The following is a 25,260-nucleotide window of genomic DNA, read 5'->3' as shown; positions in this document are numbered from 1 at the left end:
GCCTGAAAGCCGCTAGATCATGACGAAATTACTGGCCACTTAATACCCTCGCCGGATCAATTCGGCTTGCGCGACGCGCCGGGTACCAGCTTGCCAGCAGACTCAGTAAAAGTGCTGTAACCAGCACATAAAAAACGTCCAGCCAGTGCAGTTCAGACGGCAGGAAGTCAATAAAATAGATATCACCCGACAGGAACTGGTGACCAATCAGCTTTTCTATGCCATTGATAATTGGCGTCAGCTGCAGGGAAACCACCACGCCAATCACCACGCCGCACACGCTGCCGAGCAGCCCCGCCAGCAAACCGTACCAGACAAAAATGGCGCGAATAAGACCGTCTTTTGCCCCCAGTGTACGCAGCACGGCAATGTCACCGCTCTTGTCTTTGACCGCCATCACCAGCGTCGAGACGATATTAAAGCACGCCACCCCAATCACCAGCACCATCGCCAGATACATGATGGCGCGGATCATCTGGATATCACGGTACATATAGCCGTACGTGCCGATCCAGCTCTTGATGTAGACATAGTTATTGGTCACGCTGCCCGCATCGCGCACCAGTTTGTTGGCGTTAAAGACGTCGTTAACCTTGATGGCAATGCCCGTCACGCTGTCGCCCATATCGAGATACTGGCGCGCATCCTCCATCGGCACCATTGCAAAGCTATGGTCAAGCTGACCGCTCAGCTGAAGAATACCGGTGACGTGCAGGCGCACGCGTTTAGGCTGCTGCAATTTATGATCGGCGCTGGCGTTCGGGATCATGATCGACACCCAGTCGCCCTGCTTCACCTTCAGGGCATCGGCAACGCCTTTACCCATGATGATCTGCTGCTCGCCAGCCTTGAAGTTGGCCCACGCGCCGTTCTGCACATAGTTCGGCAGCGCGCTGAGACGCGCTTCCTGAGCGGGATTGACCCCTTTGACCTGAATGGCGCGCAGGTTTACCCCGCTCTCCACCAGCCCGGTAAAGTTAATGTAGGGCGCAGCCGCGGCAATGCCTGGCACTTTTTCGACTTTGGTAAGCGCATCGTTCCAGTTTGTCCACGGCTGGTTAACCGGCTCGATCTCCCCATGCGGCACGACCGCCAGAATGCGGTTATTCAGCTCGCGCTCAAAGCCGTTCATGGCGCTCAGGCCCACAATCAGCACTGCCACGCCCAGCGCAATACCGATGGTCGAGATAACGGAGATCAGCGACACCATGCCGCCACGACGGCGACCGCGGCTAAAACGTAAACCGATGAGTAACGATAACGGTGACGCCATTACTCTGCTCCCATCAGGGTCAGTTCCGCGTTCAGATGGCCGTCGCGCATCTCAAGCTGACGTCCCATGCGTTTTGCCAGCTGCAGGTCATGGGTGACCACCAGAAACGCAGTGCCCTGCGAGGCGTTCAGCTCGCCGAGAAGCTGGAAAATACTGTCCGCGTTACGCGCATCGAGGTTACCGGTAGGCTCATCCGCCAGCACCAGACGCGGGTTGTTTACCAGCGCACGGGCAATGGCTACACGCTGACGCTCACCGCCGGAGAGCTCCGACGGGCGGTGGTTACCGCGATGGCCCAGCCCTACCGCTTTCAGCATGTCGCTGGCACGGGCATTAATTTCAGCCGGTTTCTTTTTACCAATCAGCAGCGGCATCGCCACGTTTTCCAGCGCCGTGAAATCCGGCAGCAGGTGGTGGAACTGGTAGATAAAGCCCAGCTCGCGGTTACGCAGGTCCGCTTTCGCCGCGGAAGACATCTTGCTCATCGGCTGGCCGGAGAAAATCACGTCGCCGCTGGTCGGCGTGTCCAGCCCGCCCAGCAGATGTAATAAGGTACTTTTACCGGAGCCGGAGCTGCCGACAATCGCCATCATCTCGCCTTCACCCACGCTGAAGCTCACATTGTGCAACACGTCAGTCTGCACAGAGCCTTCCTGATAGCGTTTGGACAGGTTGTCGCATTGCAACAGGATCTTATTCATAACGTAAAGCCTCAGCGGGTTGAGTGGCGGCAGCGCGCCAGGAAGGATAAAGCGTAGAAAGCAGCGCAATGGCCATCGCGGCCAGCGCAATACCGATCACCTGCAGCGGCTCGATAGCCACCGGCAGCGCCGCACCATCGAGCAATGCACCGATGATCGGCATTAAGTTATTTAGCTGACTGGCAAGCAGCGCACCCAGCACGGCACCGAGCAGCGCGCCGATGATCCCGGCGCTGGCACCCTGCACCATAAAGACCGCCATGATCTGGCGCGGCGTGAGCCCCTGGGTTTGCAGAATGGCGACTTCGCCCTGCTTTTCCATCACCATCAGCCCCAGCGAGGTGATGATGTTAAAGGCAGCCACGGCCACGATCAGGCTCAGCAGCAGCCCCATCATGTTTTTTTCCATGCGCACGGCCTGGAACAGCTCGCCCTTACGCTCGCGCCAGTCCTGCCATTTCGTGCCGTCCGGCAGCTTTTGCTGGCTGAGGGTATCGACTTTCAGCGGCGCGTCGAGCCACAGACGCCAGCCGGTGATATTCCCGGCCGGGTAGCGCATCAGGCGTGACGCGTCCTGGATGTTAACCAGCATCTGATAACCATCCACTTCACTGTTGGCCGCAAAAGTGCCAACCACGGTGAACAGGCGCTGGCTTGGCAGGCGCCCCATCGGCGTAAACTGGCTGGCCGAAGGCACCATCACGCGCAGCTGATCGCCGCGGTTGACGCCGAGCTGGCCAGCAAGCTGTTCACCGAGAATCACGTTGTATTTTCCCGCTTGCAGATCGGTCTGCTTCACGTTAACCAGGTATGGCGTCAGCGGATCGTTTTGCGCCGGGTCAATCCCCAGCATCACGCCGACCGCCACGCTGCGGGCGCTTTGCAGCACCACGTCGCCGGTCGTCAGTGGCGCAACGCGCGTGACACCCTGTAACTTCGCCGCGCTTTCCGGCAGCTGTTGTGGGTTAACCGAACCGTGAGTGGATGAGAGAACGGCCTGCGGCATCAGCCCCAGGATGTTGTTTTGCAGCTCGCGCTCAAAGCCATTCATGACGGAAAGCACCGTCACCAGTGCCATCACGCCAAGCGTAATGCCAATAGTCGAAAGCCAGGAGACAAAGCGACCGAAGCGGTCCGCGGCGCGCCCACGCATGTAGCGTAAGCCTATGAAGAGTGCGACAGGTTGATACATGAAGTCCGTCTGTTTGCTGATAGCAGACCCACGAGTATATAAGCGAATCCGTTAAGCGTAAATGACTGAAACCGTAAGCTTTGGTAATCATTTTTCCGAAAAATTCAGATAAATCAGGGTACTAATGGCTGAAACCGCATCTCGCAACCTCCACCTTTTCCGAAAAACCTCCTGATACAGACTGTTACCCATTACATCCCGGTTCCGTTTTTGAACAATTGCTCGTTCGTTTATGGCAATAAGGTAGCTGCGAACAATGAAGCAAAAAGCATTATGGATTAACCAGATAAAAGGGCTGTGTATCTGCCTGGTGGTTATCTATCATTCGGTCATCACGTTTTATCCGCACCTGAACGGGCTGCAACACCCGCTCTCCGGGCTTCTCGCCAAATGCTGGATCTACTTTAACCTTTATCTCGCACCGTTCCGTATGCCGGTCTTCTTCTTTATTTCCGGCTATCTGATTCGTCGTTATATTGACGAGGTGGACTGGCGGACCAGTCTCGACAAACGCATCTGGAGTATCATCTGGGTGCTGGCCCTGTGGGGCATCCTGCAGTGGCAGGCGCTGAGCCACCTGAATGCCTGGCTGGCGCCGGAGCGTGAGCTTGCCACCTCATCGAACGCGGCCTACGCCGACTCGCTCTCAGGATTTGTGCTGGGGATGCTCACCGCCAGCACCAGCCTGTGGTATCTGTACGCCCTGGTGGTCTATTTCACGCTGTGTAAACTGCTCAGCCGCTGGAAGCTGCCGGTGCTGGGGCTGCTGGCGCTGGCGAGCATCGCGATCAACTTCCTGCCGCTGCCGTGGTGGGGGATGAACAGCGTGGTACGCAATATGGTCTACTACAGCCTCGGGGCGTGGTATGGCGCTGAGCTGATGGCATGGATGAAAAATCTAAGCCTGCGCCGCACCTGGCTGGCAACTGGCGCTTTCGCTGCCGTCGCCGTGGTACTGTGGTTTGCTAATGTTCCGTTGCTGCTCTCCTTGTTGTCGATTGTGCTGATCATGAAGCTGTTCTATAGCCTCGAGCAGCGCTATGCCGTTCAACCGAATAACCTGCTGAACGTGATTGGCTCTAACACCATTGCGATTTATACCACCCATCGCATCCTCATTGAGGCCTTCAGCCTGGTCCTGATTGGCGAAATGAATGCCGCATACTGGCCGGTCTGGGCAGAGCTTTCCCTGATTCTGGTCTACCCGTTTGCCAGCCTGCTTATCTGTACCCTGGCCGGGCTTGGGGTGCGTAAACTCTCTACCGCCCTGTTTGGGGACATTTTCTTCTCCCCGCCCTCAACGCTCACGCTGTCACCAACCACCCGTTAATCCCCTTCACGCCCCCGTTTCGGGGGCGTACAGCCCCACCCTGCGCTTACGATTTGCTTATGTAAAACGATCGAGGATAATAAAGACATTGCGTATCAGTGATATGCCCCAATACTGTTGGTATATCCATAAGAGACTCTGACAAAGCCATGCCTGAACACTATCGTTATTCCTTACCTGTCAAAGCGGGCGACCAGCGCCAGCTGGGTGAACTCACGGGCGCGGCGTGCGCCACGCTGGTGGCAGAAATCGCTGAGCGCCATCCTGGCCCGGTGATCCTGGTTGCCCCGGATATGCAAAACGCCCTGCGCCTGCACGACGAAATTCGCCAGTTCACCGATAACCTGGTGTTCAGCCTGGCCGACTGGGAAACGCTGCCGTATGACAGCTTCTCTCCGCATCAGGAGATCATCTCCTCGCGCCTGTCGACGCTCTATCAGCTGCCGACCATGCAGCGCGGTGTGCTGATTGTGCCGGTGAACACCCTGATGCAGCGCGTCTGTCCGCACAGCTATCTGCATGGTCATGCGCTGGTGATGAAAAAAGGCCAGCGCCTGTCCCGTGATGCCCTGCGCGCGCAGCTTGACGGCGCCGGTTATCGCCATGTCGATCAGGTGATGGAGCACGGGGAATACGCGACCCGCGGCGCGTTGCTTGACCTCTATCCGATGGGCAGCGACCAGCCGTATCGTCTCGACTTCTTCGATGATGAAATCGACAGTCTGCGGGTATTCGACGCCGACACCCAGCGCACGCTGGAGGAGGTCGAGTCCATTAATTTATTGCCCGCACATGAGTTCCCAACGGACAAAACCGCCATCGAACTGTTCCGTAGCCAGTGGCGCGATAAATTCGAGGTGAAGCGAGACGCCGAACACATTTACCAGCAGGTCAGCAAAGGCACGTTGCCTGCCGGCATCGAATACTGGCAGCCGCTGTTCTTTAACGAGCCGCTGCCGTCCCTGTTCAGCTACTTCCCGGCGAATACGCTGATTGTGAACACCGGCGATATCGACGCCAGCGCGAGCCGCTTTGAAAGCGAAACCCGCGCCCGCTTTGAAAACCGCGGCGTTGACCCGATGCGCCCGCTTCTGCCGCCGGAAGCGCTGTGGCTGCGTACTGATGAGCTCAACGCCGAGCTGAAGCGCTGGCCGCGAGTGCAGCTAAAGACCGACTCGCTTGCCGATAAGGCCGCCAACACCAACCTCGCCTTCCAGGCGCTGCCGGATCTGGCCGTTCAGGCACAGCAGAAATCTCCGCTGGAAAATCTGCGCAAGTTCCTGGAATCCTTTACCGGCCCGGTGGTGTTTTCCGTAGAGAGTGAGGGCCGCCGTGAAGCGCTCGGTGAGCTGCTGGGGCGCATTAAAGTGGCGCCAAAGCGCATCCTGCGTCTGAGCGAGGCGACCGGAAACGGTCGTTACCTGATGATCGGCGCCGCCGAGCATGGATTTATTGATACGCTCAACAACCTGGCACTGATTTGCGAAAGCGACCTGCTGGGCGAACGCGTCGCGCGTCGCCGCCAGGACAGCCGTCGGACCATCAATCCGGACACGCTGATCCGCAACCTGGCCGAGCTGCATCCGGGCCAGCCGATTGTTCACCTTGAACACGGCGTGGGTCGTTACCAGGGAATGACGACGCTGGAAGCGGGCGGTATCAAAGGTGAATACCTGATGCTGACCTACGCTAACGACGCCAAACTCTATGTCCCGGTCTCTTCCCTGCATCTGATCAGCCGCTATGCGGGGGGGGCCGAGGAGAATGCGCCGCTGCATAAGCTGGGCGGTGACGCCTGGGCGCGCGCGCGCCAGAAAGCGGCGGAAAAAGTACGCGATGTGGCAGCCGAGTTGCTGGACATCTACGCGCAACGCGCGGCCAAAGAGGGCTTCGCCTTTAAGCATGATAAAGAGCAGTATCAGCTGTTCTGCGACAGTTTCCCGTTTGAAACCACGCCGGATCAGGCACAGGCCATTAACGCCGTGCTGAGCGATATGTGCCAGCCGCTGGCAATGGATCGGCTGGTGTGCGGCGACGTCGGCTTCGGCAAAACCGAAGTGGCAATGCGTGCCGCCTTCCTTGCGGTCGAAAATAACAAGCAGGTGGCGGTACTGGTGCCAACCACCCTGCTCGCCCAGCAGCACTTTGACAACTTCCGCGACCGCTTCGCCAACTGGCCGGTACGCATCGAGATGCTGTCGCGTTTTCGCAGTACCAAAGAGCAGACGCAGATTCTGGAACAGGCAAGCGAGGGTAAGATCGACATTCTGATTGGCACCCACAAGCTGCTGCAAAGCGACGTGAAGTGGAAAGATCTGGGGCTGCTGATCGTCGACGAAGAGCACCGCTTCGGGGTGCGTCATAAAGAGCGGATCAAGGCGATGCGCGCCGACGTCGATATCCTGACCCTGACCGCGACGCCTATTCCACGTACGCTCAATATGGCGATGAGCGGCATGCGCGATCTGTCGATTATCGCCACGCCGCCTGCGCGCCGTCTGGCGGTAAAAACCTTTGTCCGTGAGTACGATAATCTGGTGGTGCGTGAGGCCATTCTGCGTGAAGTGCTTCGCGGGGGACAGGTCTACTACCTCTACAACGACGTGGAAAATATCCAGAAAGCGGCAGACCGGCTGGCGGAGCTGGTACCGGAAGCGCGCATTGCCATCGGTCACGGGCAGATGCGCGAGCGCGAGCTGGAGCGGGTGATGAACGACTTCCACCACCAGCGCTTTAACGTGCTGGTGTGTACCACCATCATTGAAACCGGGATCGACATTCCGACAGCAAACACGATTATTATCGAGCGCGCGGATCACTTCGGTCTGGCGCAGCTCCACCAGCTGCGCGGCCGCGTCGGACGTTCGCACCACCAGGCTTACGCCTGGCTGCTGACCCCGCACCCGAAAGCGATGACCACCGACGCGCAAAAGCGCCTGGAAGCCATCGCCTCGCTGGAAGATCTTGGGGCAGGCTTTGCGCTGGCCACGCACGATCTGGAGATCCGCGGTGCCGGTGAACTGCTGGGGGAAGACCAGAGTGGCTCCATGGAGACCATCGGCTTCTCGCTCTATATGGAGCTGCTGGAGAACGCGGTTGATGCCCTGAAGGCCGGACGCGAGCCGTCGCTGGAGGATCTCACCAGCCAGCAGACCGAGGTCGAGTTGCGTATGCCTTCCCTGCTGCCGGACGATTTCATTCCGGATGTGAATACCCGTCTGTCGTTCTATAAGCGCATCGCCAGTGCGAAGACGGAAAACGAGCTGGAAGAGATTAAGGTGGAGCTGATTGACCGCTTTGGCCTGCTGCCCGATGCGGCGAGAAATCTGCTGGATATCGCGCGCCTGCGTCAACAGGCACAGAAGCTGGGCATTCGGAAGCTTGAAGGCAACGAAAAAGGCGGCGTGATTGAATTCGCCGAGAAGAACCACGTTAACCCGATGTGGCTGATCGGTCTGCTGCAAAAACAGCCGCAGCATTTCCGCCTGGATGGCCCGACACGTCTGAGATTTACCCAGGAGCTGACGGAGCGCAAAACCCGGATGGACTGGGTGCGTAATTTTATGCGCCAGCTGGAAGAGAACGCGATCGCCTGACGCCCCTTCCCCCCGTTAACGTCCTGTTACGGGGGGACAATTTACAAACTCTTTGCACTTCACCCGATCTTCCCGACACACCCATTCGCCATAATTATCGTTAACCCGTTATAAAACAATAACCTTATCATTTATATGGACTATGGTAATGATCTCTATGCGTATGACTCGCTGGATAACCTTGTTTGCGCTGGCAGCCACCGTCGCGGTGGCCCTTCCCGCCCGGGCAAACACCTGGCCCCTTCCCCCTCCTGGCAGCAAGGTGGTCGGGGAAAATCGCTTTCATGTGGTTGAAAACAACGGTGGTTCCCTGGAAGCGATTGCCAAAAAATATAACGTTGGTTTTCTGGCGCTGCTGCAGGCCAATCCGGGCGTTGACCCTTACGTCCCGCGCGCGGGCAGCGTACTGACCATCCCGTTACAAACTCTGCTGCCGGATGCCCCGCGGGAGGGGATCGTGATAAACCTGGCGGAGTTACGTCTCTATTATTATCCACCGGGCAAAAAGGAAGTGACCGTCTACCCTATCGGGATTGGCCAGCTGGGCGGCGACACCCTGACGCCGACGATGGTCACCACCGTCTCGGATAAACGTGCGAACCCCACCTGGACCCCGACGGCCAACATTCGTGCCCGCTATAAAGCACAGGGTATCGATCTTCCCGCCGTGGTGCCGGCAGGCCCGGATAACCCGATGGGGCACCATGCCATCCGCCTGGCGGCCTACGGTGGCGTCTATCTGCTGCATGGCACCAATGCGGACTTTGGCATCGGCATGCGCGTCAGCTCCGGCTGTATTCGTCTGCGCGATGACGACATCAAAACGCTGTTTAACGTCGTTACGCCGGGAACCAAAGTGAATATCATCAACACGCCGATCAAAGTTTCTGAGGAGCCAGGCGGCGTGCGGCTGGTTGAAATTCACCAGCCGCTGTCGAAAAACATTGGCGACGATCCGCAGACGCTGCCCATCAACCTGAATGCTGCTATGGTGAACTTTAAAACCAATGCGAACACTGATGGGACCGTCATGGAGCGCGCCATGGAGGCCCGCTCAGGAATGCCGACCGATGTCACCCGGCATCACGATGTCGTCCAGCAGCCGCTGTAATGCAGAAAGAAAAACGCCCTGCACGTGTCCGTTCATTTAAGGCTAGCGTGACGTAAAGCTGAACGGATATTCAGGCGGTACATAAAGCACCGAACGATTGTATCGTCGGTGCTTTCTTTTTTCTGGCAGGATATCCCGGGGTCGCAGGAGGTGGCAACGAGCTGCTGCTTAAACTTAATCTGTGAAATTTTTCAGCGCGACACATTAATATAGTATTTTCGTCGGGAAGGGATACGTATCGAAATATATAAATGGTCGATTTCTGTAAAATACAGCTTTATAAGGTAAAATGAGAGCAATTAGTTCATCCATTATTACATCCCCATGTGCTGGTAAGCCTTATCACCCTGTAGCCAGGTGATAAATACCCCTGCAGCCGTAAACAATCCAGTACATATTACGAACAGAATAACCAGGAACCAGCCAGAAATATCTTTACCCTCGTTATCGCTGAAGCTACACATAGTTAATATCACAGCGAAAAATAACATCATTCCTGATATTCCGGCGGAAGACCACGGTGGCGTGTACATTTTTTCCTCCGGATAATCGGGCTGATGGGTTAATCTGGATGATACCGCCGTTATAGAAAACTTTTTCTGTTGTGATGCCGCCACAAACTGGTCGCCCTGTGCATACGTCACGGCATCTGATGCCAGCGCCAGCGCCAGCCACAAATACCCTGCAGAATGCTCACCGAGCGACATTTCAAGTTCCAGTCGATCCGGTACGACTTTTTTTTCGTCCAGCACTTCCAGCAGCGGATACTTCTCTGTGCGCGATAAACCGGTATACCAGATCTGTTTGGGTTTGCTGACAGCCTCCGCACGCAGATAAACAGGTACCGCTCTTTCTACGTCAGTAACCCCCGTCATGGGTTGATAAAGATAAACAGGTTTTTCTCCTGCCGTTTTAACGTAGTAATTCGTCAGGAGAAGCGCGGTAGCATTCTCCATCCACTTGCATTCCCCTTCTTCAGAATGCAAATCTACACAGATAAGCAGGCGTTCAACGACGTAGCCGTTCGTCTGTTTTATCCACTCTGTGACTAACGTATAGTCCGGGCATTCAGGTAAAAATGTGATTTTTTTGGTCGAGATCCCAGAACGTTCAAGCACACGCCGGAGTTCATCGCTACAGGATTCGTCCCCACCCCGCACCCATACAAGCGCTTCTATCTGCCTGTACCGAGAGAGTTTTTCCACCATCGGCTCCAGGACGTGGATAATAGCCTGCCCGGCCCGGGTGAAATCGAATGATTTATCCAGTTCAATTTTCAACGGCATTTTGGCGGCCAGCGGAAACTCCCCCTCCAGTTTCAGCATGTTCAGTGCCAGTTCCTTTGTTGCCTTTGGCGGGGTCAGTATCGACCAGCCAGCCAGGATGATGTTACTCCTGGCATAGCTGACAACCTTGTATTCCTGCCGTGCCGCAATCAATAAGCGCGTTTCTATGTAGTGTCTGTTCGCGTTATACGCCATACAGAACGCCTGTACTAAAAAGGTTACTGCAGCGACAGGTATTACCACGGCATCAATAAAGAAACTTAAATCAACATGATTATTACCCGGCCAGGTGACAGCCCGGATACCAATACAAACAATCACCACGAGCACATAGACAACACACACACCCATAGCGGGAAAGTCATGTTTAAATTCGTTCTGCTTAGGGTAAAGCCACCAGTTCATCACACAGCCCCCGCAGTGGGGAGTGTGGAGCGAATGGCACAGCCGCACGCCGCTTTACAGCCATCCACGACCACGCCACGGCCGTTCATCGTCCATGTCAGATGGCATTCGTTGATAGGGAACGTTCCTTTATGCTCAGGGCACGTCACCAGATCGTCTTTAAGGGCCACAGGTTTTCCCATAAAGTCCGCGCCGGACGCTTTAATCACTTTTCCACCGCTCACCAGCGGGTCATTCAGTCTAATTACGCTTTTCATAGTTATATCCTTATTTACCACCACCGATTCCGAATGGAATAAAAAAAATTTGAACAGGAATAGTCACCACATCAACTATAACAGTGACAGGATAAAGAAGCATTAAAGCATAAGAGCTGAGAGGCGTATGCTCAGTGTATTTTTTCATGTTTAACACTAGCGGGATTTGTAAATGAATGACATTTTTCCCTTCAACTTTAACTGGTTTTTGATTATAATCACCCATTAAATCACTAATTTCAAAAACACATTCTTTTAACGCATTTGGTTGACATTTCACTTTAGAAAGCAACTCATTATCCCCACCCTCATCTGTATTTGAGAATGAATAAAGAACATTAATTTTCGCATAAATCTTTGTATAATCGCTATCTTTATACAGACTGAACTTACCATTCTGTTTTAATGATAAATCATTGACATTCATCAATGATGAGGAAAGAAGTGTTTTTAATCCAGCGGAACCATCAAGTACCAAAAAAGAACTATTCATTCCACTCAACTGAATACTATATGATGAGTCTTTGCTAACATAAACATCAGTTACAGTATCGAATAGTGATTCCTCAGTGTAATATTTACTATCTTTAATAGTATTTGATAAACTAATTGTAAGGCAGCCTGTTAAATTAAAAACAGAAAAAACGATCAAAACATTTCTTAAAAAATTCATCACTTTCGCCCCGCATCCATATTACAGCGCATATGGTCCCAGCCAGTATAACCCCTCACGTCCGGAACCTTGTTGGGTAAGCCCTGCCAGTTTGTCTTATACTGCTGCGTACTATGTTCCAATAGCTGTTTAGTCATGTAGACCATCCCCCAAGCCCAACCAGGTGAGCGAGCCTCCAATACTTGCTCTGTTCCATCATCCAGCTTATAGGGAATCCCCGGACCACCAGCTAATACACGATGATCTTCAAATGGTTTGGATGACATATACAGCCTGTGTTTGGTCTGTAAAAACCCCTGATCGTTGACGACGGTGAAAGAAAGAACGTCCTCATAAGGCGCGTAATCATCGCCGTTAGGTTCATTTTCCCCTGGTGCAAATTGTGCAAGTTTCCATGTTCGACCATAATCCTTTGATACCCTAAAGCCATCAGCCCCCCAAATAGGGATAGACATATATTTTTCTGAGGGATGAATAAATTTACGGGTGAAGATCCTATAAAACTGTAAATAAACTTGAGAATGGATAGCCCTTTGCGTATCGGTGTACCAAAGCTCTCCTTCGCAATCCCAGCCTTTCAGTTCCAGATAGCGGTGATCATCAAAACGATAAACTACTTGCGTAGGCGGTTCTGAAGCCTTACAAGCTGCCGCAAATAAAACGAAAATAGTAATAACTCCTACACATAGTCCTTTCATGTCTTATCCTTTAGCCAACTGGCTGTCGCTTTTAGGCTTCGGCATTTCCCATTGCAGCAGCTTTATTTCCTGGAAATCTCCAGGCCTGACAGTTCCCGTCTCAATATCCATCAGATTACGCGAGCGAGGCCGAACACCGGCATAATCATTTTCCACACCAAAATCGCCCTTCGGCAGCACATCCTCCGGTTTATTCATAAAATCTTTTGTTGGTGATATTGGTAACTGGCCTGATTGGTAATATCTTTTTGCGGCCGGGAAGCCATTCTGCGGATCACGCCAGTCGGCACGATGTAACAGGCTTTCCCAGAATTTACCGGCTTTGTAGTCAAACGACTTACACTGACCAATTGCCAGGTCGAACGCCATCGCGTGCGACGGCGCGAACTCGCTCATAACAATTGACGAATGCTGGCTGTAGCTTACCGGGTCAGATTTTTTCCATTCTTTTTCAAGTTCTTCACGGGTTTTCATCCAGGTAATGGACAACACAGGATAATCTTTAGAACCCGTAACTTCCCCGTGAATAACGGTATGCCCCCGGTCAAGGCTTTCCATATTCAGCTCATCTGGTGTTAAAACATGTCCTGGCTTCCAGCTAATACGCTGATAACTGTTAAGCATATACATCGCAGAATCCGTGCGCTTAATGGCACTGGCTTTAGCTGAATAGGATATGCAGGCATCCGGGCTATCCGGGTCGATATAATACGTATACGGTTTGTCACTCGTTTTAGGGTCATTATCCGGATGGTTTTCCTGACCCTGTAGTTTAAAAATAAAGGGCTCCGGCAATTCTTCACCGTTTACCACTACGTCATGGGCGCGGTAACTGGCATTCGGGAGAAACGCATATTTTGCATCCCCCTCTTTTCGTTGTGGCAACTCAAAGGGTTTAGTGTCAGGTGCTTTTCCTACTTCGCCGTGCTGATAAAAAACCCGCTGGAACAGGTTAGGAATGGCATCTGCAATTTTCTGAGGGATCCCACGCCAGCCAAATCCCTGTACATTTTCCAGCGATACAACGCCATCATTTGGACAGAAGTAGTTATACACTTTACCGTTATTGTTACGTCCATAGCGATCATCAGCCCGCAACGGATTATCAGAAGGTTTGCGCAGCGTACAGGAGGCTTCAAGGGCGAGTAATTCATCCTCGTCTAATATTCCTCCCCCTTTCCACTGCGTATGCATCAGGCTACAGAAATTTTTGAATGTCTTCTGCCTGGCAGCATCCGTCTGTTGGTATCCGGGCTGAATATTTTCAGCCACGCGGGACTCCAGTGAATAAGGGGAATGGTTCAGTATCACGCAGTTAACCGGGTCATATCCCGCCTGCTTCACCAGCATATTTGCCAGCATAGTGATAATGGTGCCCTGGCTGTGCGCTACCACGTTAATAACATCCTTCGTGGTCTGTGGTTCCGTTCTTATTTGCAGAATCAGATCCGCCAGTCGTTGCGCGGCAAAAAACTGATAGATTCGGTGCGGGTTTTCATAAATGGGGTGAGTGTAATCCCCGTCGTTCATATACAGTGATGCAAATCCCGCCGCTGCCACGCCAATACCTCCGGCTCCTGGCCCCAGCATATCGGGAATGTTGGTTGTCGCATTAGCAAACGTCCCTCCACCTTTGGCAAAATTCGTATCGAGGGCGTTTTTGAAATTATCGTTCTGGTACTTAAATGCACCTTTGCCGTCGTTACCCAGTGCCGCTTTGTTCTTCTCGTTATCCTCCTGATAAGCATCAAACGGCAGGTGCGCATTGTCTCCCTGCTTGTAAACCTCTTCCCGGTACCGCTTCTGGTCTGCAACGTAATCAGCATGAGTGACCGGCTTGTACCCCCAGTAAAACGGGATAACGGGCGAACGACCGGGGTGCGCAATTCTGTACTCCCCCCACTCATGCGCGTAAAAATCCTGACGATTAAGACGCTTACTCAGTCCCGCAAGAATGCCTTTCTCCTGATTCTGGTACGCCTCACCCACGTCATTCACCCCGTGGACCAGAATCACGATCCCCGGCATCGGACGCGGCACGCCAACGCGACGGGTCTGAGCCACTTCCCCCAAATCTTTGTGTACCGGGATATCCCCTTCTGATATGACCCGTGGGGCATACGGGCTTTGTCTGGCTTCCGTCATTACAGTAACTCCATTTTGCAGGTGTCCAGATCATCGGCATCGAGTAACGCTGAATGGCCGTTGCTGTCCGTCACGCCTTCAAGCACTTTCCCGGCCGAACTGGTCAGCCGGAATTTTTGGTTCGCGAGAATTTGCTCCGGGTCGTCTCCGGCGTGCAGCTGGTAGCGGAGTTTAAATGCGCCCTGATTGAACGGCGGGACCGTGACCTGTGCGCTTTCCGGGCCGTCATACTTCAGACTGGGTCCTTTCAGTTCGATTCCCGTCGGCGAGAAGATGGTAACCAGCCCGTCCGGACTGACGCGTATTCCGCCACCGCCACAGACCAGCTGTATGCCCTGTCTGGCGCTGCCGTTCAGCTGCCCGTCGGTACTCGCCATCGTGAAATCCTTCTGCGAGAGCATATGCAGGGCACCGCGCTGGGCCTGCGTCGTGATATCCCCGGCCCCGGCAACCATCTGAATACCGAGCTTGCGGACAAACATCGAGAGTTTTTCCCCCACGGCCAGCGAGAACTTTTTCACCACGTTTACGCTGGTATCCTGACCCGCCGTAACAATCACATCTTTCCCGGCAGACAGTTGCAGACTGTCCGGCGTGACGTGCGCCTGACCTTTGTCGGCATAGGTCAGCAGGCCTGCGCCGGTAAGGTTAGTCAGTGTCTGGCTCAGTTGACTTTGCTGATCGGTTTCCACATTACTGCCCCCGGCTGTCAGTGCGCTTTGTTGCAGCGTCATCGCCAGCGACAATGCTTTTTCCAGCTGCGCAATGGCGGCTGTCATATCCAGTTGCTTACCCGCAGCACGCGGTTGCGCCTCCGTGGTGATCATTACCCCTTTCGCGGCACGGAGCGCCATGTGATTGTCAGTACGCGCTTCAACACCTTCACCGCGCTGCTTTCCCTCTGCGTCAACGAGGTGTCCGGCACTGACCTGACTTTTGCCGTACTCCGTGGAAATCTTGATATGCTCCTGACCGCGGCGGTCCTCCAGGCGGATTTTGTTTGAAGCAGCAGTGCGGATCACGTTGCGGGTGTCGTTGCGGTTTGTAACCAGATCAGGGTGTTTGCCGTCATGCATGACATGCGCAATAAACGGCCGGTCCGGATCGCCGCCTTCAAAGGCTACAGCCACTTCTGTGCCGTCCAGCAGCGGGAAATGAAAACCAAACACATCCCCGCCGTACGGTCTGCCCAGACGCATCAGCGCACTTTCAAAACCGTCACGTTTCTCGTCGAGGTCAAAATCAAACTTCACGCGGTATCGGCCCCGGGCATCGACTCCGGCATAAGTGTGATCCCGTTTGATGGCCGCCACGCGACCGGGTACCGTACCGGCAATCACCGGTCGCGGCAGATATTCCGGACGATAGCTGTAGCTGTTCAGATAAGGGATCCCCTTCAGGATGGCGCGGTAGTGCTGTGCACGACTGCCGGAAAGCGTCATTGTGGTGACAAGAAAACCGTGTTTAAACCCGTCAGGAATATCCCCTGTCGGGTGGAACATCACACCCGGCAACAGTGCGGGGTCACTGGTTGTCCCTCCCAGCACACTCTGTTTGTTCAGCAGGCGCTCATAGCGCAGGCGTGCGCAGAACGTCGCTGTTTCCGCCTCTTCACCGTAAAAATCGCCGTCCTCCAGATAATGATCGGCATAGTGATACTGTTTGCCGCGGGTTATCCCGTCGGGAATATCATTATCGAAAATGGTTTTATCCGCCTGTGGCGAAGATGGATTGCGGTAGTTATACGTACGCACCAGCACGTTTTCGGGAATGAGTTCGTATTGTTCTTCGAGCTCTGTAATGTATTCTTCATGGCTGGTCATGCCGGAATGGCGAACGTACGGCAGCTTCTTATCGCTGAAGACATAGCGGCGGCCACCGTCACCAAAGATGACCACCGTTTCGCCCTGTACCTTGTCGTGGTTTTCAAAGCGAAACCAGATCCCGATCTCAGCCAGCAGACGGCGGATAAACTGGAGATCGGTTTCCTTCCACTGAATGACCATTTCCCTTCGGGGATAGCTGCGACTCAGCTGGTCAAAATCAATGTTGTAGCCTTCAAACTGCCTGCTCTCCTTCATCAGCTGAGTGACGAGCTCGGGTACGGTTACATCCATGTACACGGCCGAGCGGTAATTCCGGTCCAGCAGCGCCAGATCATGCTCCAGCACACACTCATAAAGGGCTTCATCGGCAGATGACTTCAGACGGGCAAACGACGTGATCACCCCGTTAATCTGGCGCACCGGCAGCCAGGGCTCCTGATTGTGCCAGCCAGCTTTCGGATTCGGGGCACGCAGAATAAATTCCGCCCTCTGATTGAGGACATCATTGACTGCAATGTTTGATGCCGGGCTGGTAAAGCGGATGGTGTAACGATAGGGCTTACTGAGTTCTTCTTCCCCGGTAAAAGAGTGAACATCCGGTAAAACAGATTTGCCTCGTGGAAAATACAGTAAATAACGGTTTAACGTATCCTGTTGCTGAACAATGCCTGACAGTCCTGTCATCGTCAAATATCCCTGTTCAAGAATGACTGTTTATTAAAAAACAATACGCCCACAGGCCATTGAATAAAATGCCATTCCGTAACACATCACAGAATGTTACAAAATAAACATCATTCAGTTTAAAGATAAATAAAACAAAAATATTCACACCATAAATAAAAAAAGACCAGGAATAATACCCGCCCCGTATATAACAATTCAGACGGTAACAACTATATGGACGATGCGTTTTACCTGTGAAAGCATCATCAGATATTCAGGAACCGCCGCTGAAGGGTTATTCGGCCCTTTTTCCTGATATAAACCGGTCTTCCCTGGCGAACAGCAATAAATAGTAAACCGGTTCGCCGCCTGATAATAATATATGGCAGTTTCCGTAAGCGGGATTTTACCTGCCACCAGTCTGTGAGGATAAAATCCGTCCCGGTATTCCGGGTTCGCAGGAGAAGGCAGAGAGCGGGAAAAGGTATTCAGTTCGGACGGGAAAGCATCCGCAACGAAGTCCATATCGTGTTCAGACGAAAAAAAATCCGGGTTCAGAGGGGCTGAACCCGGATTGTCTCCTACTGGCAGGATCGTTGAAGTGTTCTTAAACGATCGGCATTACTGCACATGTGCAGGGCGTTTTTTATTGCAGTGGCATAAATGAGGGTTTATGCCCAGCTTATTTGTAGATAACAGCTGTGCCGTGCAGAGTGTTAGGACCGGTCACAGAGGTGATACGGAAAGATTTCGCACCCATTTCTTCCGCTTTTTGCGCCAGCTGATCTTCCAGAGAACCCAGGTTAGTCCCGGCAGATGCTGAGATAGTCCCGACTTTATGCTGATCGGCAGGGGTGGATTGCACTTCAACAGCAGCAAAGCTGGCGAAAGAGAGTGAGCTCAGAACAGCGGCAGCGATGAGAGTTTTTACGTTTTTCATGATCTTTACCTTTTGCAGATGAATTTGGAGGTCGTTAGCCATTTAGTTAACGATCGATAGGTAAATCATAAATGTGATCCAGCTCACGCGTCAACATAATTTTATAATGAGCGTTAAGTTATTTTTAAAGTCGTTAATTTTCATACGCATATGATTAATTTATTTTTAAGCATTCAGCGCTGGTGGTGGCTTGCGTTTATTTTTATAATGGTTATTCAACAAACCAACAGAGGACCAACGGCACATGACAACCGATGTCACGAGTTGTGCGAAGAAAAGCCGTGGCCGACCAAAAGTGTTTGACAGGGATGCAGCGCTTGATAAGGCCATGACTCTCTTCTGGCAACATGGGTATGAAGCGACCTCGCTTTCCGATCTGGTGGAAGCCACCGGAGCCAAAGCGCCGACGCTGTATGCTGAATTTACCAATAAAGAGGGGCTGTTCAGGGCAGTGCTGGACAGGTACATTTCGCGCTTTGCGGCGAAGCACGAAGCCCAGCTTTTTTGTGAAGAAAAAAGCGTTGAACAGGCTCTGCGGGATTACTTCACCGCCGTCGCAACCTGTTTTACCAGTAAAGACACGCCTGCGGGCTGCTTTATGATTAACACCTCTGCCACCCTTGCGGCGTCGTCAAAAGAGATCGCCAATACGGTGAAATCGCGTCACGCCATGCAGGAGGAGACGCTCAGCGCGTTTCTGGCTCAGCGTCAGCAGCGCGGTGAAATCCCGGCGCACTGTAACCCTCAGGTGCTGGCGCAATACCTGAGCTGTATTTTGCAGGGGATGTCGATCAGCGCCCGTGAAGGGGCCTCGCTGGAAAAACTTCAGACTATCAGCGACACCACGCTGCGACTGTGGCCTGAGCTCCTCAAACTCTGATGCAAAAAAAAAGCTCCTCAGCCTTAGCGCATGAGGAGCTAAATTCAGAGAACATCTATTTTTTACACTTTGTTATTCAGAACCAGCTGGCCATTTCCATCCAGTGGGATTTGCGTGCCGGGATCTTTATCCATGCGGATTTTGCCCTGCTGATCGCCAATTTTATACGTCACGTCATAACCCAGCATTTTCTCCGACTTGTCATAGACGGTTTTGCAGCGCTGCTGAGTGGTGGTGTAGGTATCGTTATCCTGCATCGCGCCCTGCACCTGGTTACCGGCATAGCCACCACCCAGCGCGCCGACCACGGTCGCCACATCCCTGCCCCGACCACCGCCAAACTGGTGACCAATCACGCCACCCGCTACCGCTCCCAGAACAGAACCGGCAATACGGTTTTCATCCTGTACCGGACGACGGTGAGTTACCGAGACGTTACGGCACTCCTGACGAGGAGTTTTTACGGTTTCTTTAATCGGCGTAGCAGAAACCACCTGAGCATACTGCGGGCCGCGATCTAATACGTTGAGACTGGCAACGGCAGCCACACCTAACGCAGCCGCAACACCAATCCCTATACCCGCCAACATTGATTTATTCACGGGACTTCCTCCTTTGTTGCTATTGGTAACAATTTTGCAATGGAGGCACGACCTCGCCAATCAGATAAAGGATCAAAAAAGCGGCACTACGAGGGGGGAGCGTCGATTTAGGAGAACTCTTAAGCACTCAAACTGTGATCTGCAGCATGAAATGCTAAAAACTCCCTCCGGAGAGCCCGGAGGGAGTGAAAGATTAGTGCAGCTTGAGACGCGGACGGATCACGCGGTTGATGCGGCCCACCAGCATCATCAGTCCGGTTTTGAAGTAGCCATGCAGCGCAATCTGGTGCATACGGTACAGGGAGATATACACGAAGCGGGCAATGCGCCCTTCTACCATCATCGAGCCACGCATCAGGTTACCCATCAGGCTGCCGACGGTTGAGAAGTTGGACAGCGATACCAGCGAACCGTGGTCTTTATAGACATACGCTTTCATTGGCTTACCTTTGGTCTGCGCCAGGATGTTGTGCAGCACGAGGCTTGCCATCTGGTGAGCGGCCTGAGCACGCGGCGGCACGAAGCCACCTTCAGGACGCGCGCAGGAAGCGCAGTCACCAATAGCAAAGATGTCAGGGTCGCGGGTGGTTTGCAGCGTCGGCTCCGTCACCAGCTGGTTAATGCGGTTCGTTTCCAGGCCACCAATATCTTTCATGAAGTCAGGAGCTTTGATACCTGCCGCCCAGACCATCAGATCCGCTTTGATGTACTCGCCGTCTTTGGTGTGCAGACCGCCTTCGTCAGCGCTGGTCACCATGGTCTGTGTCAGCACCCGCACGCCCAGTTTGGTCAGTTCATTGTGCGCCGCGCCGGAAATACGCGGTGGCAGCGCAGGCAGAATGCGTTCACCCGCTTCAACCAGCGTCACGTTCAGCGCTTCGTTGGTTAACCCTTTATAGCCGTAGCTGTGCAGCTGCTTCACCGCATTGTGCAGCTCAGCAGACAGCTCAACGCCCGTCGCACCGCCGCCGACAATGGCGATATTCACCTTGCCGTTCGCTCCCAGATTACTGGTGTACTTCAGGAACAGGTTCAGCATTTCCTGATGGAAACGACGCGCCTGGTGCGGGTTATCAAGGAAGATACAGTGCTCTTTCACGCCAGGCGTGTTGAAATCGTTAGAGGTACTGCCCAGCGCCATAACCAGCGTGTCATACGCCAGCTTGCGCTCCGGGACCAGCAGCTCCCCTTTTTCATCACGCAGCTCTGCCAGAGTAATGGTTTTGCTTTCACGGTTGATGTCCACCACCGATCCCAGCTGGAACTGGAAGTGATGGTTGCGCGCGTGTGCCAGATAGCTCAGTGCGTCCACACCCTCATCCAGAGAGCCGGTCGCCACTTCGTGCAGCAACGGTTTCCACAGGTGACTGTGGTTACGATCCACCAGCGTAATTTTGGCTTTTTTACCGCGACCCAGCTTCTTGCCCAGCTGTGTCGCCAGCTCCAGCCCGCCAGCACCACCGCCTACAATCACTATCTTTTTCAATGGCGTAGTCAACGTGACCCCCTCAAATTATTAACCAATTGTTAATTAAAAGTTATAAAAATAACCCTTAATTAACAACAGGTTACAGCACTGAAACCATTCAGGTGAATTGAGAATAACACGTCAGGCGCATTGGTCATACCAAAATTGATATGCATCAAGTTTTGATGGCTTAAAATTAGACAATTCTGGTCAAAAAGAAAGCCCGGTACGCTTTCGCGTCCGGGCTTCTGGATCTGCTGACGGGGCTTAACCCAGCGTTTTAAACGCTTTGATACGCTGCAGGTGTGGCGAGATGTTCTTAAACTTGTGGGTCTGTTCTTCGTCCCAGACGATCTCATAGTAATGATGCAGCAGTTCTGCAGCCCGGTGGCTGTTGAGTGCCTCATCGTTACGCGACAGGATCACCAGGCAGCGGTCACGGTTTTTCTCCCGAAAATTGCTGACGCATTTGGTCGCAATATCGACATACTCTTCCGGGCGGTCAATCTTGCCTTCCATGTTCTCGTTCGGGAAAAGGTTAGGATTAAATACCACCTGGCGGATGTCGCACAGGAAGCCAATCCGCTCTGCCCAGTAGCCGCCCAGCCCTACGCCACAGATCAACGGACGATCGTCGACGTTAAGCTGCAGCATCTTGTCCACTTCTTTAAGCAGATGCTGCATATCATGCTTCGGATGGCGCGTGCTGTAGCTGATCAACCGTACATCCGGATCGATAAACTGCAGCTGCAGCACCTTCTCATGATTACCAGGACTGTTTGAGTCAAAACCGTGTAAATAGATGATCATCGTCTTCTCACCATGCTACGCCTTCCGGGAGGGTTTACAGGCTGGCTTTATGTGCCTGCCAGCGCTCATTCAGGTCTTCAAGCCGGGCGTTGACCGTCTTCCAGCGCGCCGAATCCATCAGCTCCTGACGGCTAAATGAACCTTTATGATACAATTGTGTAACACGCTCTGCATTGATCGGCGACAGGTTATCCAGCACGCTAACCGCACCTTTACGATTATTGCAGACCAGGATCATATCGCAACCTGCATCCAGCGAGGCCTGACCGCGTTCAGCATAGCTGCCCATGATCGCCGCCCCTTCCATCGATAAATCGTCAGAGAAGATCACGCCATTGAAGCCCAGCTCCTGGCGCAAAACGGTTTTCAGCCAGTGCGGAGAGCCGCTGGCAGGACGCGGATCAACGTCACTGTAAATCACGTGCGCCGGCATGATGGCGTCCAGCTTGTTATCGGTGATAAGCGAACGGAACACCGACATGTCTTTGGCGCGAATTTCCGCTTCCGGGCGCGGATCGCGCGGGGTCTCTTTGTGGGAATCCGCCGTTACCGCCCCGTGGCCCGGGAAGTGTTTCCCGGTGGTTTTCATCCCTGCAGCGTGCATGCCGTCGATGAAGCGGGTTGCCATTGCCAGCGCAACACGCGGATCTTCATGGTATGAACGCTCGCCAATGGCGGCGCTGATATGCCCCACGTCCAGTACCGGGGCAAAACTGATGTCGATATCCATGGCAATCATCTCGCTGGCCATCAGCCAGCCGGCCTCCTGCGCCAGTCTCCCGCCCTCTTCCGTACCGAGCAGTGCGGCAAAAGACTGAGCCGCCGGCAGACGGGTAAACCCTTCGCGAAAACGCTGCACGCGTCCGCCTTCCTGATCCACGGCCACCACCAGATGGTTGCGCGATGCGGCGCGGATCTGACGCACCAGCTCACGCAACTGAGCCGGATCGTGATAGTTGCGGGTAAACAGGATCAGGCCCCCCACCAGCGGATGCGCCAGAATTTCACGCTCCTCCGCATCCAGCTCAAACCCTTCTACATCCAACATGACTGGACCCACATCCACCTCTCTTATCCTTTAGTTTGTAACTGACGCCAGGCATCGTCTGCCAGCGCAATAAAATGTTTGTCTCTGGACTGCTGGTAGCGCATTTCAAACCAGCCGGCCATTAATATGACGACCCAGGGTCGCCAGCGTCTGACCTGACGCTTCAGCGCGTCGACGTCAATCTGTGCCAGCCTGGCGTAGTCCCTGATGAGCGCCTGCCGCGCGGCGTCGCTTTCCGTCCAGACCGCCGCCAGCTCCAGCGCCACATCGCCATCTCCGGCATATTCCCAGTCGATCAGCCGTATCCCCGCCGGTGTATGCACAATATTTCCGGGATGAACATCCATGTGCAACGGCGAGAGCCGAATCGGCTGTGGCTCGCCCGTTTTACGCAGCCGTTTGAGCTGTGCCAGCCACGCCGGGCTGCGTCTCTCCGGCAGGGCTTGCTGCCAGTAATGTTCGAGCAAGGGAAATAACGTGATTCGCCATCCCAGACGGGGTTGCTGGTGCAAATGATACAGCATCGCCGCAAGCTGCGGCGTGTCCGGCAGCGCGCTTTTAACCTCGCCTTCCAGATACTCAACGGCCATCCATCCCTGTCTGAAAAAACGGGGCGCGGGCACCAGATCTGACGGAAAACGTCTCAGGGCACGAAACTGACGACGAAAATGGGAGGCAGGCGCGAAAGGATCGTGATTTTGCCGCAGGACCAGGCGTTGATCACCCTGCGCAATAATGCAACTCGCGCCGCCAAGCCCGGAGTGGGCCTGCGGCGCGATAAGGCGATACTGCGGAAAATAGCGTGTCAGGATCTCGTCACGCGTGCTGTCATTGTTGCGTAACCGCACCTTTACCTGACCAGATAATTTCGCCTGTCTGAACCAGCATCAGCTGCATCTGCAGGGCTGGCGTGTTCACGTTGCCGGTGGCGTTAGAGTACAGCACATACTGTGCGCCCACGTTACGGGCAATACCGATTGCCTTGCTACGTGTGCCGAGGCTGTCCTGTGGCGACAGGCCAAGCTGCTGTTTGGCTACCGCGAGCTGCTGGGCGGAGACCAGCGTAAACTTACCGTTGTTTGCCAGCGCATTGCGCAGGGTTTCTGTCGCTTCGCCCGCGTTCAGAGAACCGTTGGTACGGTTGTTCACGCTATCAACCAACAACACGCTACCTGCGGTCACACCCTGTGCCTGCAGCATTTTGCCCACCATCGGCTGCATTGCCCCGTTCCAGTCGTAATGGCGCACGCGCGGCGTGGGCTGCGACGTCTGGTCCGGATGTTCAATTGGCCCTGGCTGCGCCGGAATAGACGGTACAGACGGCACGGTTGGCTGCGGCTGCGTTGGCTGCGTTGGCTGTTCCGTGCCCGGTTTAGCCTCTTCCACAGGCGCCGGTTGTTCAGTACGGGTCACACACCCTGCCAGGAACAGGGCAAAAGCGGTCACGAGCGCATAACGGCTCACATTTTTAATCAAGGTTCACCCCTCAGAGATAAAGATAAAGTCTCACTTTATGCGCACCCAGATAGTTGGCGCTGCCATAGAGCGTTACCGACGACCTTGCCGGAAGGGTAACGCTGCGCGCCGCCTCCAGCGGGTGCATTTCAAGACCTCTTGCGTCATACCAGAAAAAACGGTAGTGAACCGTTACTGGTTCATGTCTTTCATTAAAGAGCGTAGAGGAGGCAGACGAGTTGATTTCACTGATGGTCAGCGCGGGTTGTTGCGCGGTAATGCCCGCAGCAAGCACAGAGGATTCCATCACCAGCGTCTGCTCATCATTCACGGGGATCGCCGGGCGTGAACTGCACCCCACAATCGTCATCGTCATTATCAGCGCTGCAATACGCCCTTTAAACATGTCAAAGACCTTTGTGTGCCAGCATCGGCCCCAGAGGACGTCCACCCAGCAGATGCATATGAATATGATAAACTTCCTGGCCGCCATGACGGTTGCAGTTCATGATCAGACGATAACCGTCTTCAGCAATGCCTTCCTGTTCAGCGATTTTCGCGGCCACCGTCAGCATACGACCTAACGCCACTTCGTGCTCGGTTTTTACGTCGTTTACGGTCGGAATCAGAATATTAGGAATGATAAGGATGTGCGTCGGTGCCTGAGGGGAAATGTCCCGGAAAGCCGTCACCAGTTCATCCTGATAGACGATATCCGACGGAATTTCGCGACGGATAATTTTACTGAAAATCGTTTCTTCAGCCATGACCTTTTCCTTTTTTGTTTAATCTGGCGCGAGCAATCGCTGTTAACACACGCTCTGATTGAGTGCGTGACACAATTCAAGAGTATGAGCGAGTTTCTCCTGTCCTTTCAACCTCCTCCCCCGATTTCTTT

Annotated in this window: 23 protein-coding genes; 4 read left to right on the top strand and 19 right to left on the bottom strand. The window is 53.8% G+C overall.

Going from position 1 to position 25,260, the window contains the following annotated elements:
* Positions 1-28 precede the first annotated feature (28 nt).
* The 3 genes from lolE to lolC are packed head-to-tail and all read right to left on the bottom strand — an operon-like array spanning position 29 to position 3,166.
* On the bottom strand, positions 29-1,273 hold the full coding sequence (gene lolE / locus EKN83_RS10730; protein WP_045284983.1) for a lipoprotein-releasing ABC transporter permease subunit LolE: 1,245 nt from the start codon (positions 1,271-1,273) through the stop codon (positions 29-31).
* Positions 1,273-1,974, bottom strand: a complete 702-nt coding sequence (lolD, locus tag EKN83_RS10725; protein WP_045284984.1) for a lipoprotein-releasing ABC transporter ATP-binding protein LolD — start codon at positions 1,972-1,974, stop codon at positions 1,273-1,275. Before lolD ends, lolE begins: the two co-directional genes overlap by 1 nt.
* Positions 1,967-3,166 (bottom strand): lipoprotein-releasing ABC transporter permease subunit LolC, encoded by a 1,200-nt coding sequence (lolC, locus tag EKN83_RS10720; protein ID WP_025758165.1) that lies wholly within the window; start codon positions 3,164-3,166, stop codon positions 1,967-1,969. Before lolC ends, lolD begins: the two co-directional genes overlap by 8 nt.
* A 256-nt stretch (positions 3,167-3,422) precedes the next feature.
* Here lolC and EKN83_RS10715 point away from each other — a divergent pair, with 256 nt between their 5' ends.
* From EKN83_RS10715 to EKN83_RS10705, 3 genes are all read left to right on the top strand, one after another.
* Positions 3,423-4,496 (top strand): acyltransferase family protein, encoded by a 1,074-nt coding sequence (locus EKN83_RS10715; protein ID WP_126800901.1) that lies wholly within the window; start codon positions 3,423-3,425, stop codon positions 4,494-4,496.
* Positions 4,497-4,645: 149 nt separating this feature from the next.
* Entirely contained in the window at positions 4,646-8,092 is a 3,447-nt protein-coding gene (mfd, locus tag EKN83_RS10710; protein ID WP_095449538.1) for a transcription-repair coupling factor, read from the top strand.
* A 142-nt stretch (positions 8,093-8,234) separates the two neighbouring features.
* The gene (locus EKN83_RS10705) at positions 8,235-9,203 is read left to right on the top strand and encodes a L,D-transpeptidase family protein (RefSeq protein WP_148110457.1); all 969 of its coding nucleotides are present in this window, start codon (positions 8,235-8,237) and stop codon (positions 9,201-9,203) included.
* A 314-nt stretch (positions 9,204-9,517) separates the two neighbouring features.
* Here the strand turns inward: EKN83_RS10705 and EKN83_RS10700 are convergent, their stop codons facing one another.
* From EKN83_RS10700 to bhsA, 8 genes are all read right to left on the bottom strand, one after another.
* On the bottom strand, positions 9,518-10,894 hold the full coding sequence (locus EKN83_RS10700) for a hypothetical protein (protein ID WP_126800899.1): 1,377 nt from the start codon (positions 10,892-10,894) through the stop codon (positions 9,518-9,520).
* Positions 10,894-11,151, bottom strand: coding sequence for a PAAR domain-containing protein (locus EKN83_RS10695; RefSeq protein ID WP_126800898.1), 258 nt, complete (start codon positions 11,149-11,151; stop codon positions 10,894-10,896). Before EKN83_RS10695 ends, EKN83_RS10700 begins: the two co-directional genes overlap by 1 nt.
* Positions 11,152-11,161: 10 nt before the next feature.
* A complete protein-coding gene (locus EKN83_RS10690) occupies positions 11,162-11,827 on the bottom strand; it encodes a hypothetical protein (protein ID WP_126800897.1) in 666 nt (221 codons plus the stop codon).
* Positions 11,824-12,522 carry a hypothetical protein gene (locus tag EKN83_RS10685; RefSeq protein WP_126800896.1) on the bottom strand — a complete coding sequence of 233 codons (699 nt, stop codon included), beginning with the start codon at positions 12,520-12,522 and terminating at the stop codon, positions 11,824-11,826. Before EKN83_RS10685 ends, EKN83_RS10690 begins: the two co-directional genes overlap by 4 nt.
* Before the next feature lie 3 nt (positions 12,523-12,525).
* The gene (locus EKN83_RS10680; protein ID WP_126800895.1) at positions 12,526-14,667 is read right to left on the bottom strand and encodes a DUF3274 domain-containing protein; all 2,142 of its coding nucleotides are present in this window, start codon (positions 14,665-14,667) and stop codon (positions 12,526-12,528) included.
* Positions 14,667-17,177, bottom strand: coding sequence for a type VI secretion system Vgr family protein (locus EKN83_RS10675; RefSeq protein ID WP_126800894.1), 2,511 nt, complete (start codon positions 17,175-17,177; stop codon positions 14,667-14,669). Before EKN83_RS10675 ends, EKN83_RS10680 begins: the two co-directional genes overlap by 1 nt.
* 198 nt (positions 17,178-17,375) lie before the next feature.
* Positions 17,376-17,684, bottom strand: coding sequence for a hypothetical protein (locus EKN83_RS10670; RefSeq protein ID WP_126800893.1), 309 nt, complete (start codon positions 17,682-17,684; stop codon positions 17,376-17,378).
* Between the two features lie 157 nt (positions 17,685-17,841).
* Positions 17,842-18,099 (bottom strand): multiple stress resistance protein BhsA, encoded by a 258-nt coding sequence (bhsA, locus tag EKN83_RS10665; RefSeq protein ID WP_025758152.1) that lies wholly within the window; start codon positions 18,097-18,099, stop codon positions 17,842-17,844.
* Positions 18,100-18,343: 244 nt separating this feature from the next.
* Between bhsA and comR the strand changes: the two genes are divergently transcribed.
* Positions 18,344-18,979, top strand: coding sequence for a TetR family copper-responsive transcriptional repressor ComR (gene comR, locus EKN83_RS10655; protein WP_025758151.1), 636 nt, complete (start codon positions 18,344-18,346; stop codon positions 18,977-18,979).
* A gap of 62 nt (positions 18,980-19,041) precedes the next feature.
* On the opposite strand, the gene EKN83_RS10650 is transcribed toward comR, so the two are convergent.
* The 8 genes from EKN83_RS10650 to hinT form a co-directional block, all read right to left on the bottom strand.
* Positions 19,042-19,581, bottom strand: coding sequence for a glycine zipper 2TM domain-containing protein (locus tag EKN83_RS10650; protein ID WP_025758150.1), 540 nt, complete (start codon positions 19,579-19,581; stop codon positions 19,042-19,044).
* Positions 19,582-19,774: 193 nt separating this feature from the next.
* Positions 19,775-21,079, bottom strand: coding sequence for an NAD(P)/FAD-dependent oxidoreductase (locus EKN83_RS10645; protein ID WP_025758149.1), 1,305 nt, complete (start codon positions 21,077-21,079; stop codon positions 19,775-19,777).
* 237 nt (positions 21,080-21,316) lie between these two features.
* Positions 21,317-21,859 (bottom strand): alpha/beta hydrolase YcfP, encoded by a 543-nt coding sequence (ycfP, locus tag EKN83_RS10640; protein ID WP_008500781.1) that lies wholly within the window; start codon positions 21,857-21,859, stop codon positions 21,317-21,319.
* Positions 21,860-21,893: 34 nt separating this feature from the next.
* A complete protein-coding gene (gene nagZ / locus EKN83_RS10635) occupies positions 21,894-22,919 on the bottom strand; it encodes a beta-N-acetylhexosaminidase (RefSeq protein WP_047959790.1) in 1,026 nt (341 codons plus the stop codon).
* 11 nt (positions 22,920-22,930) lie between these two features.
* Complete coding sequence (gene thiK, locus EKN83_RS10630) at positions 22,931-23,755, bottom strand: thiamine kinase (RefSeq protein WP_126800892.1); 825 nt, start codon at positions 23,753-23,755, stop codon at positions 22,931-22,933.
* On the bottom strand, positions 23,736-24,383 hold the full coding sequence (gene lpoB, locus EKN83_RS10625) for a penicillin-binding protein activator LpoB (protein WP_025758146.1): 648 nt from the start codon (positions 24,381-24,383) through the stop codon (positions 23,736-23,738). The genes thiK and lpoB overlap by 20 nt, the downstream gene beginning before the upstream one ends.
* 10 nt (positions 24,384-24,393) lie before the next feature.
* Positions 24,394-24,768, bottom strand: coding sequence for a YcfL family protein (locus tag EKN83_RS10620; RefSeq protein WP_025758145.1), 375 nt, complete (start codon positions 24,766-24,768; stop codon positions 24,394-24,396).
* A 1-nt stretch (position 24,769) separates the two neighbouring features.
* Positions 24,770-25,129, bottom strand: coding sequence for a purine nucleoside phosphoramidase (gene hinT / locus EKN83_RS10615; RefSeq protein WP_006809243.1), 360 nt, complete (start codon positions 25,127-25,129; stop codon positions 24,770-24,772).
* Between the last annotated feature and the right edge of the window lie 131 nt (positions 25,130-25,260).

It is taken from the genome of Enterobacter sp. WCHEn090032, from assembly GCF_003986875.1.
Classification (GTDB): Bacteria; Pseudomonadota; Gammaproteobacteria; order Enterobacterales; family Enterobacteriaceae; genus Enterobacter; species Enterobacter sichuanensis.
This window is presented reverse-complemented; position numbering and strand designations above follow the sequence as displayed.

Bases quoted from the DNA above. Each gene is read 5' to 3' on its own strand.
- lolE (WP_045284983.1), bottom strand. From the start codon at position 1,273: ATGGCGTCACCGTTATCGTTACTCATCGGTTTACGTTTTAGCCGCGGT.
- lolD (WP_045284984.1), bottom strand. From the start codon at position 1,974: ATGAATAAGATCCTGTTGCAATGCGACAACCTGTCCAAACGCTATCAG.
- lolC (WP_025758165.1), bottom strand. From the start codon at position 3,166: ATGTATCAACCTGTCGCACTCTTCATAGGCTTACGCTACATGCGTGGG.
- EKN83_RS10715 (WP_126800901.1), top strand. From the start codon at position 3,423: ATGAAGCAAAAAGCATTATGGATTAACCAGATAAAAGGGCTGTGTATC.
- mfd (WP_095449538.1), top strand. From the start codon at position 4,646: ATGCCTGAACACTATCGTTATTCCTTACCTGTCAAAGCGGGCGACCAG.
- EKN83_RS10705 (WP_148110457.1), top strand. From the start codon at position 8,235: ATGGTAATGATCTCTATGCGTATGACTCGCTGGATAACCTTGTTTGCG.
- EKN83_RS10700 (WP_126800899.1), bottom strand. From the start codon at position 10,894: ATGAACTGGTGGCTTTACCCTAAGCAGAACGAATTTAAACATGACTTT.
- EKN83_RS10695 (WP_126800898.1), bottom strand. From the start codon at position 11,151: ATGAAAAGCGTAATTAGACTGAATGACCCGCTGGTGAGCGGTGGAAAA.
- EKN83_RS10685 (WP_126800896.1), bottom strand. From the start codon at position 12,522: ATGAAAGGACTATGTGTAGGAGTTATTACTATTTTCGTTTTATTTGCG.
- EKN83_RS10680 (WP_126800895.1), bottom strand. From the start codon at position 14,667: ATGACGGAAGCCAGACAAAGCCCGTATGCCCCACGGGTCATATCAGAA.
- EKN83_RS10675 (WP_126800894.1), bottom strand. From the start codon at position 17,177: ATGACAGGACTGTCAGGCATTGTTCAGCAACAGGATACGTTAAACCGT.
- EKN83_RS10670 (WP_126800893.1), bottom strand. From the start codon at position 17,684: ATGGACTTCGTTGCGGATGCTTTCCCGTCCGAACTGAATACCTTTTCC.
- bhsA (WP_025758152.1), bottom strand. From the start codon at position 18,099: ATGAAAAACGTAAAAACTCTCATCGCTGCCGCTGTTCTGAGCTCACTC.
- comR (WP_025758151.1), top strand. From the start codon at position 18,344: ATGACAACCGATGTCACGAGTTGTGCGAAGAAAAGCCGTGGCCGACCA.
- ycfP (WP_008500781.1), bottom strand. From the start codon at position 21,859: ATGATCATCTATTTACACGGTTTTGACTCAAACAGTCCTGGTAATCAT.
- EKN83_RS10620 (WP_025758145.1), bottom strand. From the start codon at position 24,768: ATGTTTAAAGGGCGTATTGCAGCGCTGATAATGACGATGACGATTGTG.
- hinT (WP_006809243.1), bottom strand. From the start codon at position 25,129: ATGGCTGAAGAAACGATTTTCAGTAAAATTATCCGTCGCGAAATTCCG.